This window comes from Gilliamella sp. X-60 (genome assembly GCF_057063585.1).
In genome coordinates this window covers 56,725-76,330 of the sequence record NZ_JBXSQJ010000005.1, presented here as the reverse complement: position 1 = coordinate 76,330, position 19,606 = coordinate 56,725, and the positions used below count along the sequence as shown (strand labels likewise).

Annotated in this window: 15 protein-coding genes and 2 tRNA genes; 9 read left to right on the top strand and 8 right to left on the bottom strand. The window is 35.4% G+C overall.

The genetic code is table 11. The annotated features are described in order from the left end of the window. Nucleotide 1: 1 nt before the first annotated feature. On the bottom strand, nt 2–1,318 hold the full coding sequence (gene rimO, locus ACYIAM_RS04420) for a 30S ribosomal protein S12 methylthiotransferase RimO (protein ID WP_483747412.1): 1,317 nt from the start codon (nt 1,316–1,318) through the stop codon (nt 2–4). A 320-nt stretch (nt 1,319–1,638) separates the two neighbouring features. Further along, entirely contained in the window at nt 1,639–2,565 is a 927-nt protein-coding gene (locus ACYIAM_RS04415; protein WP_483747411.1) for a siderophore ABC transporter substrate-binding protein, read from the bottom strand. Nucleotides 2,566–2,733: 168 nt separating this feature from the next. On the opposite strand from ACYIAM_RS04415, the gene ACYIAM_RS04410 reads away from it, so the two are divergent. Beyond that, complete coding sequence (locus tag ACYIAM_RS04410) at nt 2,734–4,707, top strand: TonB-dependent receptor domain-containing protein (protein ID WP_483747410.1); 1,974 nt, start codon at nt 2,734–2,736, stop codon at nt 4,705–4,707. A gap of 270 nt (nt 4,708–4,977) precedes the next feature. Here the strand turns inward: ACYIAM_RS04410 and ACYIAM_RS04405 are convergent. Next, nucleotides 4,978–5,054 (bottom strand) — tRNA-Val (locus ACYIAM_RS04405). Nucleotides 5,055–5,335: 281 nt separating this feature from the next. On the opposite strand from ACYIAM_RS04405, the gene recQ reads away from it, so the two are divergent. After that, the gene (gene recQ / locus ACYIAM_RS04400; RefSeq protein WP_483747409.1) at nt 5,336–7,165 is read left to right on the top strand and encodes a DNA helicase RecQ; all 1,830 of its coding nucleotides are present in this window, start codon (nt 5,336–5,338) and stop codon (nt 7,163–7,165) included. Nucleotides 7,166–7,795: 630 nt separating this feature from the next. On the opposite strand, the gene ACYIAM_RS04395 is transcribed toward recQ, so the two are convergent. Beyond that, entirely contained in the window at nt 7,796–8,245 is a 450-nt protein-coding gene (locus tag ACYIAM_RS04395; protein WP_483747408.1) for a helix-turn-helix transcriptional regulator, read from the bottom strand. A gap of 375 nt (nt 8,246–8,620) precedes the next feature. Between ACYIAM_RS04395 and ACYIAM_RS04390 the strand changes: the two genes are divergently transcribed. The 4 genes from ACYIAM_RS04390 to ACYIAM_RS04375 all read left to right on the top strand — a co-directional run bounded on the left by ACYIAM_RS04390 (nt 8,621) and on the right by ACYIAM_RS04375 (nt 14,221). After that, nucleotides 8,621–9,463 carry a Rossmann-like and DUF2520 domain-containing protein gene (locus ACYIAM_RS04390; protein ID WP_174797202.1) on the top strand — a complete coding sequence of 281 codons (843 nt, stop codon included), beginning with the start codon at nt 8,621–8,623 and terminating at the stop codon, nt 9,461–9,463. Next, nucleotides 9,460–10,302 (top strand): 3-methyl-2-oxobutanoate hydroxymethyltransferase, encoded by an 843-nt coding sequence (gene panB / locus ACYIAM_RS04385; protein WP_174797201.1) that lies wholly within the window; start codon nt 9,460–9,462, stop codon nt 10,300–10,302. Before ACYIAM_RS04390 ends, panB begins: the two co-directional genes overlap by 4 nt. A gap of 11 nt (nt 10,303–10,313) precedes the next feature. Then, entirely contained in the window at nt 10,314–11,162 is an 849-nt protein-coding gene (panC, locus tag ACYIAM_RS04380; protein WP_483747407.1) for a pantoate--beta-alanine ligase, read from the top strand. A 200-nt stretch (nt 11,163–11,362) separates the two neighbouring features. Further along, complete coding sequence (locus tag ACYIAM_RS04375; protein ID WP_483747406.1) at nt 11,363–14,221, top strand: valine--tRNA ligase; 2,859 nt, start codon at nt 11,363–11,365, stop codon at nt 14,219–14,221. 50 nt (nt 14,222–14,271) lie between these two features. On the opposite strand, the gene ACYIAM_RS04370 is transcribed toward ACYIAM_RS04375, so the two are convergent. After that, on the bottom strand, nt 14,272–14,943 hold the full coding sequence (locus tag ACYIAM_RS04370; RefSeq protein WP_483747405.1) for an OmpW family outer membrane protein: 672 nt from the start codon (nt 14,941–14,943) through the stop codon (nt 14,272–14,274). Between the two features lie 299 nt (nt 14,944–15,242). On the opposite strand from ACYIAM_RS04370, the gene ACYIAM_RS04365 reads away from it, so the two are divergent. The 3 genes from ACYIAM_RS04365 (at nt 15,243) to ACYIAM_RS04355 (ending at nt 16,621) form a co-directional block, all read left to right on the top strand. Next, nucleotides 15,243–15,318: transfer RNA gene (locus ACYIAM_RS04365), tRNA-Lys, on the top strand. Between the two features lie 179 nt (nt 15,319–15,497). Continuing rightward, nucleotides 15,498–15,761, top strand: a complete 264-nt coding sequence (locus tag ACYIAM_RS04360; RefSeq protein WP_483747404.1) for a hypothetical protein — start codon at nt 15,498–15,500, stop codon at nt 15,759–15,761. A gap of 680 nt (nt 15,762–16,441) precedes the next feature. After that, a complete protein-coding gene (locus ACYIAM_RS04355) occupies nt 16,442–16,621 on the top strand; it encodes a ribbon-helix-helix protein, CopG family (protein ID WP_091125311.1) in 180 nt (59 codons plus the stop codon). Nucleotides 16,622–16,655: 34 nt separating this feature from the next. Here the strand turns inward: ACYIAM_RS04355 and ACYIAM_RS04350 are convergent, their stop codons facing one another. The 3 genes from ACYIAM_RS04350 to ACYIAM_RS04340 are packed head-to-tail and all read right to left on the bottom strand — an operon-like array spanning nt 16,656 to nt 19,605. After that, nucleotides 16,656–18,374 (bottom strand): hypothetical protein, encoded by a 1,719-nt coding sequence (locus ACYIAM_RS04350; protein ID WP_483747403.1) that lies wholly within the window; start codon nt 18,372–18,374, stop codon nt 16,656–16,658. Between the two features lie 3 nt (nt 18,375–18,377). Beyond that, a complete protein-coding gene (locus ACYIAM_RS04345; RefSeq protein WP_483747402.1) occupies nt 18,378–18,968 on the bottom strand; it encodes a baseplate complex protein in 591 nt (196 codons plus the stop codon). Beyond that, nucleotides 18,946–19,605, bottom strand: coding sequence for a hypothetical protein (locus ACYIAM_RS04340; RefSeq protein WP_483747401.1), 660 nt, complete (start codon nt 19,603–19,605; stop codon nt 18,946–18,948). The genes ACYIAM_RS04345 and ACYIAM_RS04340 overlap by 23 nt, the downstream gene beginning before the upstream one ends. Nucleotide 19,606 lies beyond the last annotated feature (1 nt).

The following is a 19,606-nucleotide window of genomic DNA, read 5'->3' as shown; positions in this document are numbered from 1 at the left end:
ATTACCTTTTAACTGTTCCCCATAGGTCGTATTCATCGGAATGTTCAATGTTAACTTGAACAATATCACCTATATTGACTTGGTTTTCTTCGTTTAAATAAACAACACCGTCGATTTCAGGGGCATCGGCCATGCTGCGACCTATTGCGCCTTCATCATCAATTTCGTCAATAATGACAGCTAGTGTTTTGCCTATTTTGGCTTGTAATTTTTGTGTTGAGATTCTTTGCTGTAATTGCATAAAACGATCAAAACGTTCTTGTTTGATTGTTTCTGGAATTTGGTTTGCCAGTTCATTCGCAACAGCTCCCTCTACTGGGCTGTATGGGAAACAACCAACTCGATCTAATTGTGCTTGTGACAAAAAATCAAGCAGTAGTTCAAAATCCTGATCGGTTTCGCCAGGATATCCAACTATAAACGTTGAACGTAATGTAATATCTGGGCAGATTTCGCGCCATTTGTGAATACGTTCTAAGGTTCTTTCAATTGAACCGGGGCGTTTCATTGATTTTAAAATAGTTGGGCTTGCGTGTTGTAATGGCACATCTAAATAAGGCAAAATTTTGCCATCAGCCATTAATGGAATTAGATTATCAACACTTGGATAAGGATACATATAATGCAATCTGACCCAAATTCCTAAATTTGATAGTTGTTCACACAGTGTTTGGATATCAGTTTTTAATGGCATTCCATTCCAGAAATTGGTGCGATTTTTGATGTCGATACCGTAAGCCGAAGTATCTTGGGCAATGACTAATAACTCTTTAACGCCACTATCTGCTAAGCGTTTTGCTTCATCTAAAACATTACCAATTGGTCGGCTAACCATATCTCCACGCAAAGAAGGAATAATACAGAATGTGCAGCGGTGATTGCAGCCTTCAGAAATTTTAAGATAAGCGTAATGTTTTGGCGTTAATTTAACGCCCTGACTCGGGATTAAACTGGTAAAAGGGTTGTACTCAGGTTTAGGGGCATATTTATTCACATGACTTAAAACCGCTTCGTAGCTATGCGGGCCAGATATTTCAAGTACTTTGGGGTGTATCGTTCTAATTTGATCTTCTTTGGCTCCAAGGCAGCCAGTTACAATGACTTTTCCATTTTCGTTTAGTGCTTCGCCGATTGCTTCAAGCGATTCTTGAACTGCACTGTCAATAAATCCACAAGTGTTAACAATGACTAAATCAGCATTGTCATAGCTAGGTACGACTTGATAACCTTGTGTGCGTAGTTCAGTTAAAATTCGCTCAGAGTCAACTAAATTTTTAGGACAACCAAGGCTTACAAATCCAATTGTAGGGGGTGACATATTCATAGTATTTATAATAGTGTTTTATATTTAAAGAGGTATTGTTTGAGAATTAATAAACTATATTTGTTAATTATCATTTGCAAATAAAAATAACTTCGGCATTTTATCATATTTCATCATAGTTAATACACTGATTTTCTAATTTGAAATTTCTATCAACAATGCTTCGGATATCTATTATTTATCACTCGGAACGTAATCTGTTTGCTTGAATAAGAAAGCTTATTGGTTGAGTGCTATAGAACAATAAAATAAAGCCTTTATTTTTAATAAAGGCTTTTAAAAAATAGGAAGTTAAACTTGCTAATTAAACATTATTATTTTAGTGCATTAATCACTTCGTCAATTTGACGATTTATGCTTTCTGCGCCACCACCCGACAAATACCAAAGATCAGGGGTTAAATAGACAACTTGTGTTTTATTTTTGTTTAGAACGTGTTGCGAAAAATAGTGTTCAGCCATACCTTGTTTGCCGATTGCTTTACTACGATCAACAACAAAGATAATATCCGGCTTCACCGATTTAATATAATTATCATCAACAAAAATTGGTTTTGGCTTGCCTATGGCGTTATTTGTAGGCATAACGGTGAGTGATACCGCTCGTTTAACGTTTAGTACGTCATGAATCAGTGCCGCACTTGAACTTAAATTGATAAGAATCATCTTTCCATCATTATGAATAGCAACGATAGCCTTTTTAGCACTGGCTTGGGCTAAAGTTTGGGCATCTTGAATTTTTTTATCTAATGACTGGATAATATTCTCCGCTTTGTTTTCAGTGCCTGTGATATTTGCCAATACTTGGATATGATTTTTGGTCGATTCAACGTAATTTTTGGCGTCAACACTTAAATTAATGACAGGGGCAATTTTAGATAAATCTTCGGCTTTACTTGCCTGACGTCCATCAATAACAATCAAATCAGGCTTAACCTGCTTGATAGTTTCAATATTGGGTTCTTTCATATTGCCCGTATCGGTAATCGAGGAGTTATTATATTGTTGCAAGTAAGATGGGATAACTGACAGTGGGGTGGCTGCAACTATTGAGCCTTTACCTAATGCATCTAATGTATCTAATGCGCCGTAGTTCATTACCACTACTTTTTTAGGCGCTTTAGGGACGACCACCGTTTGGCTATCAGTGGTGACACTCATTGTTGATGATGATTGGCAGCCGGTTAAACCTAATACAATCGCCGCAATACTACTTAAAAGTAACTTTTTTTTCTTGTTCATATCAATTTTTCCACATTATTGTAAATGATAATAATTATTATTCAATAAATAGAAATTGTCTAGATCTAAATAATTTTTTATAAAGATATTGATAATCATTCTCATATGGTGTAGTGTTTTATAAAATATAAACTATAAATATCATTATAAATAATGGGGTTATAAGAAATGAGCGCAAAAAAGAAGTTTAAATTGGCAAAACATGTCATCAATACGGGAATTTTGTTGTCATTATCAAGCACTGCGATAGCTGCTAGCAATGCAGATACCGACACTATGGTTGTTACTGCATCAGGGTTTTCTCAGCAAGTAAAAGAAGCTCCAGCAACCATTTCGGTTATTACACCTAAAGAGATCGAAAATAAACCTTATCGCGATGTTACTGATGCGCTAAAAGATATTCCAGGTGTAAATATCACAGGGGGTGGGGATTCTACTGATATTAGTATTCGCGGTATGGATGCTAAATATACCTTAATATTAGTGGATGGTAAAAAAATTAGCACTCGTGAAACCAGACCAAACAGTGATAATTCCGGATTTGAGCAAGGTTGGTTACCACCATTAACAGCAATTGAACGTATTGAGGTTGTGCGTGGTCCTATGTCCTCATTGTATGGTTCTGATGCAATGGGGGGCGTTATTAATATTATTACCAAAAAAGTGTCAAATAAATGGCAAAGTGGTTTGCGTCTAGAGTCGGTTATTCCTTATCGTTCAAAAGAAAAAGATACCTACACGGGTAGCTTTTCAACCATAGGACCGATTATTGATGATATTTTAGGTATTCAACTGTACGGACAGTATTCAAAACGTCATGAAGATGAATTTCTTAGCGGTCATGCTGGGCAAAAATTGCGCAGTTTAAATGGTAAATTATCGTTAAATGCCATAGATACACAAAAATTTGATCTCGATTTTGGACGAGCTTTACAAAATAGTAACGCAACGGCTGGCAAAACAAGAGATAGATCTAGAACTAACTTTAATCGAGATAATCAGCGCAACACATTTGCTTTAACGCATAATGGCTTAATTGGTGATGTGTCAACGACCTCATTTGTCGCTTATGAAGGTAATAATAATCCTGAAAGAAAAATGAAGATTCGAAATACGGATGTAGATACGCGTGTTACTATTCCTTTTAGTATTAATATGCTGACTTTAGGTGGGAAATATACTTATCAAGAGCTGCACGATAAAGGAAATCAATTAAAAACTACATTATCTAAAATTGATCGTTGGAATTATGCGCTATTTGGTGAAGATGAATTACGTATTTTAGAAAATTGGAGTTTAACGTTAGGATTACGTTACAACAAAGACGAAAATTATGGTAGCAACTGGAACCCTAGGGTTTACAGTGTTTGGAATATTGATGATAACTTTACTTTAAAAGGTGGTTATTCAACGGGTTATGCGACTCCACAATTACGTCAAGTTGTTGATGATTGGGGGCAAGTAACTTGTGGAGGTAGGTGTAAAGGAGTAATTTTAGGTAATACAAATTTAAAACCTGAGAAATCAAATAATCTCGAAATTGGAATTGGTTATACCAATGATTATGGTATTGATACGTCAGCTACTGTATTTTATACAAAATATAAAGATAAAATTCAATCGAATACTATTTGTGAAGGGGCTCCACATAAAGAAGAATGTAGCATATTGGGTTATAAAGAAAAATTTGACCTTGTCAAAAAGTTAGAAAATGTTGATAAAGCAGATTTGAGAGGATTTGAATTTTCATTTAAAACACCTTTATTTACTGATTTCTTATTAAGTTCTAACTATTCTTGGACAAAAACAGAACAAAAAAGTGGTCAATATAAAGGACGAGCTTTAAATAGAACGCCTAAACAAAAATTCAACACCCAACTCGATTGGTATGCTACACAGCAATGGGATTTATGGGCTAAGATGGCCTATTATGGTATGGAATCATCAAATAATCGTAATGGCACAAAAGTTGACTATCCAGGCTATACTTTCTGGGATATAGGGGCATCTTATCAAGTACATAAACAAGCTAAGGTTTATGCTGGTGTTTATAACTTATTTGATAAAGATGTTTCTAATGAAGATTTTGGTAAAACCTTAGAAGGTAGACGCTATTTTGTTGGTACCGAAATTAATTTTTAATTAGCTAATCAACCTTTAAGTTTTGTTGATCATTTTTTATGGCAGCTTTAATATAGCTGCCTTTTTTATAAACAACCTACTAGCTCGTGCTGCTTCTTGTCAAAAACCCCTCAGAAAAGTCATTGATTTTATTGGATTTTTTGATATTAAAACTTGTTTATTTTAAAGCTGTTAGCATTTAAATGGCTATTTGATGGTATCGTTTTACTCTACTAAAAAACCTGAATTTAAGGTAATCACTTTAAAGGCTTTTTAGATAAGGCTTTAGGATGGTACGCCCGGGTGGACTCGAACCACTGACCCCCACCATGTCAAGGTGATGCTCTAACCAACTGAGCTACGGGCGTATATTTGAAACACGCAAATATTAGCTGGCAAATTGATTTGTAGCAAGTAAAAAAATAAAAAAATAGCTGTTTTTTTAATCTTTCGAACTGAATAGGTTGTAAAATAAACATTATTTGTTTGCGATTTAAATAAAATCATCATATTTGAATCAAAAAATCTTTTCTAAAAAATTTTTTATTATTGGGATGAATTGTAAATTTATATAAATTCGTGGTGGTCTGTTTAAATTAATTTAGCTATACTCGCTACTTCAAGTTAGGGGCAACATGTTTAGGTTTGTATGTCGATAAAAGATCAGATTGAAGATGTTTTGCAAAATGTTTTTGGTTACAAGTCATTTAGAAATCAACAAAGAGAAATTATTGAATCTATTATCGATGGGCGTGATACTTTAATAATTATTCCTACAGGTGGCGGTAAATCTTTGTGTTATCAAATTCCCTCAGTATTATTGCCGGGAACCGCAATTATTGTCTCTCCTTTAATTTCTTTAATGAAAGATCAGGTTGATCAGTTATTAGCCAATGGTATTTCTGCCGCCTATCTTAATGCCTCACTATCATCGACCGAGCAACAAGAAGTTATCAAAAAATATTTGGATCACTCCATAAAACTGTTATATGTTTCTCCTGAACGATTAGCATTACAGGCTTTTTCTACATTAATTGATGAATATCCACCTTCTTTAATTGCTATTGATGAGGCGCATTGTATTTCACAATGGGGACATGATTTTAGACCTGATTATCGTCAATTAGGTCAACTTTCAACTCGTTTTCCTAAAGTACCCATTGTTGCATTAACCGCAACTGCCGATAAAATGACGCAGACTGATATTATTCATCAATTAAATTTGGTTGATCCATTAGTAATAGTGCGAAGTTTTGATCGGCCAAATATTCGTTATACGGTGGTCGAAAAATTTAATCAAACTGAGCAGGTTGTTTCGTTTATTGAAACACAAAAAGGCAATAGTGGCATTATTTATTGTTCAAGTCGTTCAAGAGTGGAAGATATGACCACTAGACTTGCTGCACGAGGGTTTTCCGTTAAAGCTTATCATGCTGGGCTGTCTAATAATGAGCGCCAACAAGCACAGGAAGATTTTTTAAAAGACAATGTACAAATTATTGTAGCAACGGTTGCATTTGGTATGGGGATTAATAAACCCAATGTGCGTTTTGTTGTTCATGCAGACTGCCCTCAAACGATTGAAGCTTATTATCAAGAAACGGGGCGAGCAGGGCGTGATGGCTTACCTGCTGAAGCGATGCTACTGTTTAATAGTAAAGATCTTAATTGGTATCAGCAACAAGTTATTGAAAAAAGAGAAGGGCAACATAAACAGGTTGAATTGCAAAAGATTGATGCAATGGAAGCTTTTGGGCAAAGTTTGACTTGTCGGCGCATTGTGTTGCTTAATTATTTTGGTGAACAGCGGGAAGAACCTTGTAATAACTGTGATGTTTGTTTGTATCCTCCTGAACTTTATGATGGCTTAATTGATGCACAAAAAGTTTTATCCTGTGTTTATCGCGTTGAACAACGTTATGGAGCGCAATATATTGTCGATGTTTTACGTGGCTCTGGGCGCTCTCAAATTAAAGATAATGGTCATGATAAATTATCTGTTTATGGCATTGGTAAGCAAAATTCATCTGGCTATTGGCTCAGCGTTATTAGACAGCTGGTTTATTTGGGATATTTAAATCAAAATATATCAACTTATACCACTCTGCAATTAACACAAAAAGCACGTTTAATTCTTCGGGGAGAAACATCATTATCATTGGCCAAACCTCGTTTAGAAATTGTTAAGAAAAGCCGTATAAATCGTTACGCTAGAGCAATTAATTTAACAACTATTCTAGCTTACGAAGAACGAATTTTATTTAATAATCTTAAACGATTGCGTAAAGATATTGCCGATGCCGAAGATATTCCTCCCTATATTGTTTTTAGTGATGCGACATTGCTTGAAATGGTTCAAACTAAACCAGAAAGTAAAAAGCAGCTCATTAATATTACTGGTGTAGGTAAAATCAAATTGGAAAAATATGGTAATTTGTTCTTAGATGAAATAAATCAATTTATGATAAAAAATATGTAATTCATAGGAATAGCTTTTATAGTTGTTTGATTGATAAGATGGTTATTTCCCGTTTTAACCAATAGTGTTGTGCGTTCTCAATTAATCGCCAAATGGTATAGAATCCTGAATATTTTTTACAAAAATATAACTTAAAAAGCGAACATCATATCTTTATTAAAGTCCCTATCACTTTCGGTGTGCTTATTCATTTGTTAACTGGCAGGTTTTATAACTATTTGATTGATAATACGTTTATCTTCTATTTTAATCAATGGATGTTGTGAATTATCAATTAATTGCCAAACGGTATAGAATCCTGAATATTTTTTACAAAAAATATAACCTAAAAAGTGAATGTTTAGCTTAATTTATCTTCAGTAGATTTTAGATGGTTAATATCATAACAGATAGTTTTATAACGTTATTTGTTAGTGGTTAAAGGGACAAATAGCTTCAATTAGAATTTCTTTAGCTTTTTATAAATGGCCGGATGACTGACCATAAAACGATTTAGCTAAATCGATAGTGGTCATTTTTGCTTATAATATAAACGCCCTGCATCTTGTGGGGGATGGGGCGTTAACTTTGCTTTTTTATAATATTCATTACGTAGATTCTTAAATTACTGTAAAAAAACGCGAGTAATTTCTACATATAAGTTTGTAAAAGTATATATTTTCCTAATAACTCACTAAAAAACAAATGTGTATTATTATCAATGACAACGCAAGGCATTACAATAGCATTTCTTTTAGATAAAAATTTATTTTTATTTTGTCGTAATATTTCTAAAGCTGTTTGTTCGTTAATTAAACTATCGATATCAGAGCTGTTCAAACTTTCTTCATTAGTAATTTCGATTTTATTTAAGTTTTTATTATAAAAACAATTAAGCCTAGGTCTGTTAAACAACCACTCTTTAATTTCTTCATAAATAAAACACATCTTTTTTCCAACTTCAATTGGTTTTGGTAATTGAAGTGTTTCATCTTTAAGCCACATATATATCGTCGACTCATTACAACCTAAAGCTGTTGCTAGTTGTTCAATACTAATTGTTTGCGGTGTTTCTGTAAAACTTGATAATATTTTACTCATATAAATGCTCCAAAAACAAAAAATAATGGATTTTAATGATATTACAATATAATACTATAAAACTGAAATATAACTTACATTTTCCATATAATCCCCCTACTGTAACTATCCCATAGTTAGTACACAACTCATGTAGAATACTGCCTATTTTCGTGTTTTATGTTCAATGGATGGTATATTATTTAATGCTTCATGATTTTTTTGGTGTTATATTTTCTTAAATTACCATAAATAGTGCGAGTAATTCCTACACTTTATCACTATTAAAAATGATAATTTTCCATTCAGCCCCCATATGTTATCAGTCTCTAATTTGATTGAATATTAAGCTGGTTGAGCTATAATGCGACAATTATTTAATAATTTATAGTTACAATGATTATCGGTTTTATTGGTGCGGGTAAAGTAGGTTGCACCTTAGCTAAGTATTTTTCTTTATGTGGAATGCGGATTGCTGGGTTTTATAGCCGATCTTATAAACATGCAAAAGAGGCAAGTGATTTTATTCATAGTCAAGCTTATGCATCGTTAGCTGATTTAGTTAATGATTGTGATTGTTTATTGGTTACTGTATCAGATAGCCAAATAGCCACTGTTTGGCAAGAACTTTGCCAATTACCTATTACTAATAAATGGATCGGTCATTGCAGTGGGCTGTTGACGTCACATATATTTAGCCAACATAAAATTGTTCATCCATTTGCGTTTTCATTGCATCCTTTATATGCCATTTATGATAGATTTGAATGCTATACCGCTATGTCAGGTGTTTCTTTTACGCTTGAGGCAAATGAAAGCATTATTCCTCAATTAAAAAACTTTTTTGTTTCACTAAAAAATCCTTTAGCCATTTTACCTGCGAATAAAAAGCCACTTTATCATGCGGCTTGTGTTATGTTGAGTAATCAAGTTATTGCATTGGTACAACTTGGTATTGATTTACTTGACCAATGCGAGTTAGATTCTGAGTTTAGTGAACAAGCGTGGCATCTATTATTCTTAGAAAATGCTAAAAATATATGTGAAGTAGGCGTCATTGATGCCCTAACTGGACCTGTCGAGCGAGGCGATATTGAAACGATCAAACAACATATAATGGCTATGCCGGTCAAACTAAAACCTATTTACCAGCAGTTATCTGCTATTTTACTTAATATCAGTCGAACAAAACATCCAAGCAAGGACTATCGACAATTAGAATTGGAGTTGTTACCTTGAAAAACACGATTGCCACTTTAAAAGAACGTAAACAAAACCGACAAAAAATTACTATGCTAACCGCTTATGATTACACTACAGCTAAATTAATGGATGAAAGTGGTATAGATTGTTTATTAGTGGGGGATTCTTTAGGTATGGTGATGCTGGGTTACGATAGCACCGTATCGGTTACTATGGAAGATATGATCCATCACTCCAAAGCGGTTGCAAGAGCAGCTAAGTCCGCATTTGTTGTCACTGATTTACCTTTTATGTCTTATCAAACATCTGTGTATGATGCAGTTTTAAATGCCGGTCGCCTAATTAAAGAAGGTCAGGCTCAAGCGGTTAAACTTGAAGGAGGGCAAGCATTTAGTGAACACATCAAAATGATTACGCAAGCATCTATTCCGGTTGTTGCGCATATTGGACTCATGCCCCAATCTGTTCTTGCATTAGGGGGATACAAAGTGCAAGGTAAAGATTATCAAGATGCTAAAAATATTGTTCTTGATGCATTAGCGGTTGAACAAGCGGGGGCGATTGCGATTGTACTTGAATGTGTACCTGCTGATTTAGCAAAATTGATCTCACAATTAGTGAGTATTCCAACTATTGGTATTGGCGCGGGTGTAAATTGTGATGGGCAGGTACTTGTTTATCAAGATATGCTGTCTATGTATGATGGTGTTTCTTCAAAATTTGTCAAATCTTTTGCCCCAATTGGTCATCATATGAAACAAGCGTTTACTGACTATTGCCAACAGGTAAAACAACAACAATTTCCTACTTCAATCCATGAATTTGCGATTGATGGTGAGGTAATAAACAAACTTAAATCTGAGTTTCAATTATAAGGGATAACTAAATGAATGTTGTAACGACAATTGGACAAGTACGAGAACAAGTTAAAGCTTGGCGTCAAGCTGGCTATAGTATCGGACTTGTTCCAACCATGGGTTATTTGCATGAAGGTCATCAAAGCTTAATGGCTGCGGCTAAAAGGGATAACCAAAAAGTTATTGTGACGATTTTTGTTAATCCTATACAATTTGGACCTTCAGAAGATCTTGCTAGTTATCCTCGTGATTTAGAGCGAGATAAAATTGTTTGTGAGAAGATGGGCGTAGATTTGATTTTTTGTCCAACTGCCAGTGAAATGTATGATGCTAATTTTAACAGCTATGTTGATGTTAATGGTTTAACAGATGCTTTATGTGGAAAAAGGCGCCCAGGGCATTTCAAAGGTGTTTGCACTGTTGTCACAAAATTATTCAATATTACACAACCTGATCGTGCTTATTTTGGACAGAAAGATGCACAGCAGTTAGCGGTAATTAAACGAATGGTCAGTGATCTGAATTTCGACATTGAAATTATTGGTTGCCCTATTGTGCGTGAAGCAGATGGACTAGCTAAAAGTTCACGTAATAGCTATTTGTCTGAACGTGAACGATCCGCAGCCGTGTGCCTTTATCAAGCAATTGAATGTGCCAATGCAATGATAAAGCAAGGGGAAACGTCGGTAACAGTTATAACAAAAGCTATGCACGATCTTATTGTCAACCAACCTTTAGCCAAGATTGACTATATTGAATTTGTCGATCTAGCATCATTAACATCGGTTGATAGGCTTGAACAAGATAGTTTGTGTGCGCTAGCGGTTTATATTGGTAAAACACGATTAATTGATAATTTTATTTATCAACATCACTAATTACCAATTATATTTACAATGATAGATATAAAAAAACCGCTTAATACAAGGCGGTTTTTTTTATGCTATTTATCGTATTATAAAAATTTTTACAATTCGATTAAATCGATGAGTTTATTGTTCTGCTAATTTATTGTTTGGCTATTTTACTGTAGAATAGCAACCATTTTATGCCTTAAATCAGGATTTATGCATTAATTATGAAAAACACGACTTATAATCCACAAGAAATTGAACAACCTCTTTATAAGCATTGGGAACAAAGTGGTTATTTCAAACCCAATGGTGATAAATCGCAACCAAGTTATTGTATTGCCATTCCACCGCCGAATGTGACAGGTAGTTTACATATGGGGCATGCTTTTCAGCAAACCATTATGGATGCCTTGATTCGTTATCATCGTATGCAAGGTCATAATACCCTTTGGCAATCAGGAACCGATCACGCTGGTATTGCAACGCAAATGGTGGTAGAGCGCAAAATTGCGGCTGAAGAAAATAAAACACGCCATGATTACGGGCGTGATGCTTTTATTGACAAGATTTGGCAATGGAAAGCCGAATCAGGCGGTAGCATTACTAAGCAAATGCGTCGCTTAGGGGATTCAGTTGATTGGGATCGTGAACGTTTCACCATGGACGAAGGTCTATCAAATGCAGTGAAAGAAGTCTTCGTGAGATTATATCAAGAAAATCTCATCTATCGTGGTAAACGCTTAGTCAATTGGGATCCAAAATTACGTACAGCTATTTCCGATCTTGAAGTTGAAAACCGCGAAGTTAAAGGTTCAATGTGGCATTTACGTTATCCGTTAGCTGATGGTGCCAAAACAGCCGACGGAAAAGATTATTTAGTGGTGGCAACTACTCGTCCTGAAACCTTATTTGGGGATACAGGGGTTGCGGTGAATCCTGAAGATCCTCGCTATAAAGATCTGATTGGACAATTTGTCATATTACCATTTGTTAACCGCCGTATTCCAATTGTGGGTGATGAACATGCCGATATGACCAAAGGTACAGGGTGCGTAAAAATTACCCCTGCGCATGATTTTAATGACTATGAAGTTGGGCGACGTCATCAATTACCGATGATCAACATTTTAACGTTTGATGGTGATATTCGTCAGCAAGCTGAAGTATTTGATACCAATGGTGAACCAAGCGATGCTTATGATCCAGTTATTCCTGCTCAGTTCCAAACATTGGAACGCTTTGCTGCTCGTAAAGCAGTCGTTGCAGAATGTGAATCATTGGGTATTTTAGAAAAAATCGAACCGCATGATTTGACCGTTCCATATGGTGATCGTGGTGGCGTTGTGATCGAACCTATGCTAACCGATCAATGGTATGTGCGAGCAAAAGTGCTTGCCGAGCCTGCTATTGATGCAGTAAAAAATGGTGATATCCAATTTGTACCAAAACAGTATGAAAATATGTATTTTTCTTGGATGAATGATATTCAAGATTGGTGTATTTCACGTCAATTATGGTGGGGACATCGTATTCCGGCTTGGTATGATAAACAAGGTAATGTTTATGTTGGCCGTGATGAAGCAGAAGTGCGACGCGAGAATAATCTGTCGAATGATATTGAATTATCGCAAGATGAAGATGTGCTGGATACTTGGTTTTCGTCTGCGCTTTGGACATTTTCAACGTTAGGTTGGCCGAATAATACTGATGATTTAGCCACCTTCCATCCAACCAATGTGCTCGTAACTGGTTTTGATATCATTTTCTTCTGGGTAGCTAGAATGATCATGATGACCATGCACTTTATTAAAGATGAACATGGTAAACCACAAGTTCCTTTTAAAACAGTGTATGTCACAGGTTTAATTCGTGATGAAGAAGGGCAGAAAATGTCTAAATCTAAAGGAAACGTTATCGATCCTTTAGATATGATTGACGGTATCTCACTGCCAGCTTTATTAGAAAAACGGACAGGCAATATGATGCAGCCTCAATTAGCTGAAAAAATTGCTAAACGCACCCAAAAACAGTTCCCTAATGGCATTGAGGCGCACGGTACTGATGCGCTACGCTTTACTTTAGCAGCGTTAGCCTCAACTGGGCGTGATATTAATTGGGATTTAAAACGCTTAGAAGGTTATCGTAATTTCTGTAATAAACTTTGGAACGCTAGCCGCTATGTGCTGATGAATACAGAAGGGCATGATTGTGGCTTTAAAGGCGGGGGTTTAGATTATTCTTTAGCAGATAAATGGATTTTAGCCGAATTTAATCAAACCATTAAAGCTTATCGAGACGCATTTGATACTTATCGTTTTGATTTAGCAGCTAATATTTTATATGAGTTCACATGGAATCAATTCTGTGACTGGTATTTAGAACTAACCAAATCCATTTTAGCCAATGGCGAACCGTCACAGCAACGCGCAGCTCGCCATACGTTAATTACGGTATTAGAAGCTCTATTACGTCTTGCGCACCCGATTATTCCATTTATAACCGAAGCAATTTGGCAAAATGTAAAAGGCTTAATGAATATAACCGCTGACACCATCATGTTACAGCCAATGCCTGCTTTTGATGAACAGCATTCAAATGATCAAGCAGTAGCTGATATTAATTGGATAAAAGATGTCGTGATTGCCGTACGAAACATACGTGCCGAAATGAATATTGCGCCAAGTAAACCACTACAATTATTGATTCGAAAAGGCTCTCCAACGGTACATCGAATCATCGCTGATAACATCAATTTTATTGAATCATTAGCAAGATTGTCTGAAATTGTTTTACTTGATGATGGTGAAACTGGACCATTATCGGTCACAAAACTGGTTGATGGCGCCGAGTTATTAATCCCAATGGCAGGATTAATCAATAAAGAAAACGAACTTGCGCGTTTAGAAAAAGAAATTGAACGCATCAATGGCGAAATTTCTCGTATTGAAAATAAACTGTCTAATGCCAGCTTTGTCGATAAAGCACCAGCAGCAGTAGTTGCGAAAGAAAAAGAAAAACAAAAAGGTTATATTGATGATAAAGCCAAACTGCAAGAGCAGTATGTTGCCATAAAAAATCTTTAATCTTTGTAATAAAAAACCTCTCGTTTGAGAGGTTTTTTATGTTTGTTCCTTTAAAATTTATAACCTACACCAATCATTGCAACCCATGGATCAAGCTTATAATTAGCGGTAACTTTAGTATTACCTAAATGGGTTGTTGCTTTAGTTTCTATATCAATATAACGGATTTGAGCATTCAAAAGCCAATTGTCATTTAAAGAATAATCAGCACCGACTTGTGCTGCCCAGCCCCAAGAACTGTCAAGATCTAAACCATGAAATCCCGCTTTTTTGGCTTCACCACTAAGTTTTTCATCAAAAAAGAAGGTATAGTTAATACCCATTCCAACATAGGGTTGTAGCTCATATTGTGAATCAAGTGGATACCAAACAGCACTTAATGTTGGTGGTAGATGTTTAATTTTCCCTAAATGAGCACCAGAAAGCCCCGTTGAATTGCCCCCGCCTAGCTTAACTTGATGGCTAAAAGGTGTTGCAGCTAACAGTTCGACACCAATATTATCGGTCACCATATATTGGAAATTTAATCCAAGTTGTGTATCGTTATCGGCTTTTGCTTTTAGATCGCTTTTGGCTCCGCCTACTTTAACATGATCACTTTTATCTTTAGGGTGAACATAAACAGGTCCACCACGGACGATAATTTCATTTGCAGTATGCGCATAAGCTACTGCGCTGGATAATCCCATTGTGATAAGCATAGTCACTGAGGATATTTTCATTTTTTACCTCCTGATTTATCTATAATTCATGATAGAACATTTAATTTTGTTGAAATACTCACTACAGTAGAACATAGAATTATTTAATGATATAGCAATATTGAAATTTACTTGTTAAATTTAATTTTTATTGATTCATAATAAATTAAACTTAAGTCGCATAATGATAAAATTCTAATGATTTTAGAATTTTAAATTTAATTTTTGGCTATTTATCTCAAAATTTTAGTAATTAAAAATCAGATTAGTGATTTGCATTATTGCTTAAAACTATATATAATATAGACGAATATTTCGGTGGGTTGTTAGCTCAGTCGGTAGAGCAGTTGACTCTTAATCAATTGGTCGCGGGTTCGATCCCCTCACAACCCACCACTTATATTATTAAAAATCAATAATTTATTTGACAAATTTCACCTTGAGAAATTCTATAAAAGTAGCAAGTGGCGGTAAAATGGCGGTTTGTTTCGTGTAGTTGCTTTACTTCATATTTATCTTGCATTTAAAAAAAATAAATGCAAAATGAAATTAATTTTATTTACCTGGTATTAAATATGAAATTATATAGAGTTGAGGCGGTTCACCAAGATTATGATGCATACGAAGAAATCTATGCTTTCGCAAACGATGAAAAACAAGCTCATGAGTTAGCAATTGAGTACACTAAACAAAAGGATGAAAACGGTTATTATAAAAATAGTAGTTGTTATCTACCGGTCGGAGATGATTATGTTAGCAATTTCGTTGAGGTAAAAATAACCGAAATTAAAACACCACAAAAACCCGAAGTGCTGACGGGACTGTTTGTGCATGGTTAACGCGCACTGTTTTTTATTTCGTTTTTTATTTTCTTTAACTATCTGATTATTAATAATTATAAAATTAAATAAAAGGATAATATTCGCAATAAAGAAACACCTAAAATAAAAATATTGTTATTATTCGTTACGTTAGCTATTAGCCACGATCTTTTTTATAAGTTAAAAACTGAAAAATATTGAAAAGTATTTCATTTATTTCAGTTTTATACGATCCTTTAAGATCCTTTTTTCAATAAGCATTTGAGCTTTGTTTTGTAATAAAATCCAACTGAAAAAAAATTCACGTACAAACCTCGTAGGTGGGTGCGGTGTAGCACGCTTTGGGTCACCCGATCGATTTTGTCCCCGATTATTTATATTTAAAATTCAGATATGAAAATAGCCAATGGCTCAGGTGGGTTATTGATTTATTTTAATTTTGTTTAAAATATAGTTAGAAAAGTGTTGACTTTTTAGGTAGGTATTACTATAATAATAACCATCAAGTGAGGGACTTGATGAGGTAAACCCCCAGCCTAAGATGGGGGCTTAAGGGAGAAAAAGAATGTACCGATTCTTAATTCTCTTGGTTATAGTACTGGTATCATTTCCAGTCTATTAACCAATCAAAGGCGGGGGTGCGACCCCGCCGATGACCTTAATATATCAATTGATTAATTAAAAATCAAGGTGACGAAATGGCATTATCAAGAGCTGAAATTCAAAAACGAAGTGATGACAAGCGAGGCGTAAAACCAAAAAGCTACAAGCTACCGCTTGAAACGATAGATACAATAATAGCGTTAAGCAACGGGACGGGTAAATCACAAAGCAAAATTATCGAAGAAGCAATAAAGTTATATAAAGATTCATTATAAAAAAGCCCACAGCTGTGGGCGAGGGCACAACGTATTATTTTGCTATGACGGGAGAGTATTTATTATCGAGTTTAATCGCATCTGTTTTGACACCCGTGATTGCGCCTGAGTTTGTTGGCGTGCTAGTGTTCGGGTGTGTATGCTGCGCTGTCAAATCGGCTAGCCGCTCAATCAGTTCTAGCGTGTCTAACATCAATTGCGATACATTTATCTCACCGCTGCCGATCCAAACTTGAGGGGCGATAATTTCTTGCTTTGCCCCTGCAATACTCTGGCGAATTGTTTCAATCTGTTCTTTGATTTCGTTTGCTGTGATATCAATTTTATTTGCTGTAATATCAATTTTATTTTTTACTGATATTGTTTGATTGTTGTTTATTGTTAATGAGTAATCAATATCGACAAACTGCACAAAATTCGAATTAGTCCCGACTGTATAATCTTTTAGTGCAAGCTGCGTTATAGTGTTCGCAGATAATTTATAATTACTGTACGTGTTGATAGTATAATTAGCGTTAACTGTTGTTATTTTTGTTGTTGTTTTTTCAGTTGATGAATCGCTATTTAAACAATAATCACGGGCGTTATCTGTCACAGTCTGATCGCTTTCACGTATCATATTGCCGACGTTGTCAATCTTTGTAAAAACTTCGGCACGTTGTTGCAATAAATGCTCATCCTTTTTGATATTTGGCATTGTCTTATTGTTTGGGTAGATATTGCGTATAACCGGCTGATCAGGCTTACCGTTAATAAACCCTATTTCTACCTCTGCACCTTCCTCTGGGTAGTGATATGAGCCACCCTCAGATCCGATGTTGGTTACTGGTAAAGGCACAGCTTTATAAACAGGCGTCTTCGATTCTTTGCCGTTTTCATCTAATAACTGCACATTAACGGCGTACTTGGGGCGGAATGGTGTAGATATATCACCTAGATTGGTCTCGTCCGAAATTGCCACCACTTTCGCCATTTTTGACAGATGATAGCCGTCGGCAAGTTCGGGGAATTCTTTTTCAATTTGTCGCCGTGCAGCCGATTTTTTCCCTGCTTTGTCTTCAAAGGTTATTGTCATGTTATCGTTAATCAAATTGACAATAGATACTTTTCTGCCGTTAATTTTAACGCCCGGACGCAGTTTTGGCACTAGCGGAATTTCGACAATGTTAGATCCGGCGGTTGATGATGCGATTTTATTTAAATTATCGCCCAAATTGATATCTTTATCATTAAAATAGCTATCGTTATAGCTACCGCAATAGATTTTGCCGGTTGGTGTTTGAAAAAATGTATATTCGGGAATGTTGAAAGCTCTACCGATTTCTTGCAATAAGTGATAGCCAGTTCCTGCATGTTTAAAATGCGGGATTTTTGTATTAACATAATCAGCGTCCGGCAAATTAAACTGCAACCCGTTTTTTGATGTTAAATACTCAGTAACAGCTTTTAACGTCGGATGTTGAAACGAACAATTAATTGTTTGTTGATAACAACCAATTAATTCGCGTATAAATAGCTTTTTAGTATTATTTGCCGCAGTTTGTTCGCTTTCGATATAACCAGTAAAAAATCGTTGCAAATTATTGCTATAGCCAACGTTTATTATCAATGTTTTGTTTTTAAATGAATCGCAATTACAATTAGCCGGAACTGTAATAAAGCCCCGTCCGCACGCATTTAATTCTAGTACAATATTACAATCAATAATTTGAACGCGTTCATTGTCAATAATTGCATGTTTATTTATTTTCATTTACTAGCCCATTACGTCGTTAGCTTTAGCTAAAATATTTTCTTCAAACCAAGAAAGTCCGTTTTTTTCTTCCTGCTCATCAGGCACTTCTTCAATTATTGCGCCCACGTTTTCGTCACCGCTTTCAACTGCTCGCTGTTGTGCTCTCGCTTCTCTTTTCTCAGGCACTGATTTACGTTCTGATAGCGTAAAACTAACTTGCCATGCTAATAGCGTGGAATGGGGAGAAACCGAAACTTTTCCACTAAAAACCGCTTCACGTAAATTTATAACGTTAGCAGTTGCGTTGGCTACACGATACAGCTTTTTAGCGCCGCCTTTTTCGGTTTGATATGACAATTCAATCAATCGACTTAAGCGATCCGGTGTTGAATATTCAATTAACCCGTTAATATTCAGCTTTTTGGGCTTGATACCTTTTTCACTGCTGTTTGTTGATGACGATTGCCCGCTTTGGTCTTCTTCCGGCAAATCATACTCTGCAGAAATTGACGGGTTTTTTAATATAATGGACTCACCATCCAACGCTAATACAATATTATCAACGCTTCCCGCAGATCCCATGCTATTGTTAATCGATGAGTTTTCTATCATGTACTAAATCCAAAATAGGGGTTAAGTCGTTATCTGAAAATGCCAGTAAAAAAGTGAAAATATGCTCTTTATTTGGTAACTCTTTATAGAGATCACACGGAAAACCATGAAAAAATGTTATATCAATACTACCGCCAGTTAATGAAGCTGTTTTACTGGCAACTTTGTTTAAAACAGCTTCTTTTTGCTGTGCAAACTGCTGTAATTCACTCATTACGCTATCAATTGATGCTTTAGCGGGCTTTTGTGCTGCTTTTAATGTTTGAGCATTAACAATTGCACGTGTATTGCTTGATGATAGCTGTTTTACCACCTTACGATCTGCCGGGTTCGGTATAACCATTTTTGTGACATCCAAGTCCTGTACTGTTTTAGCTGTTCTCAGTGCACGCTTAATTTCGGGCAAATCCCAGCATTGGCTCAATGCTGTCAATTGACCAATAAAACCGGCTTCTGTTACAGATGATATCAATATAACAGCAACTGGCGTTATGCTGTCGATTTTGGCTAATAACGCCCTGACTGCCTCTTCTGGTGATAAAAATTTGCTGTTAGTAATCTTGTACGGCTCAATTGCTACAACCTCAAAATTCATCTGTTGATATTTTGCTAATGAAAATGTTTTATCACACCACATG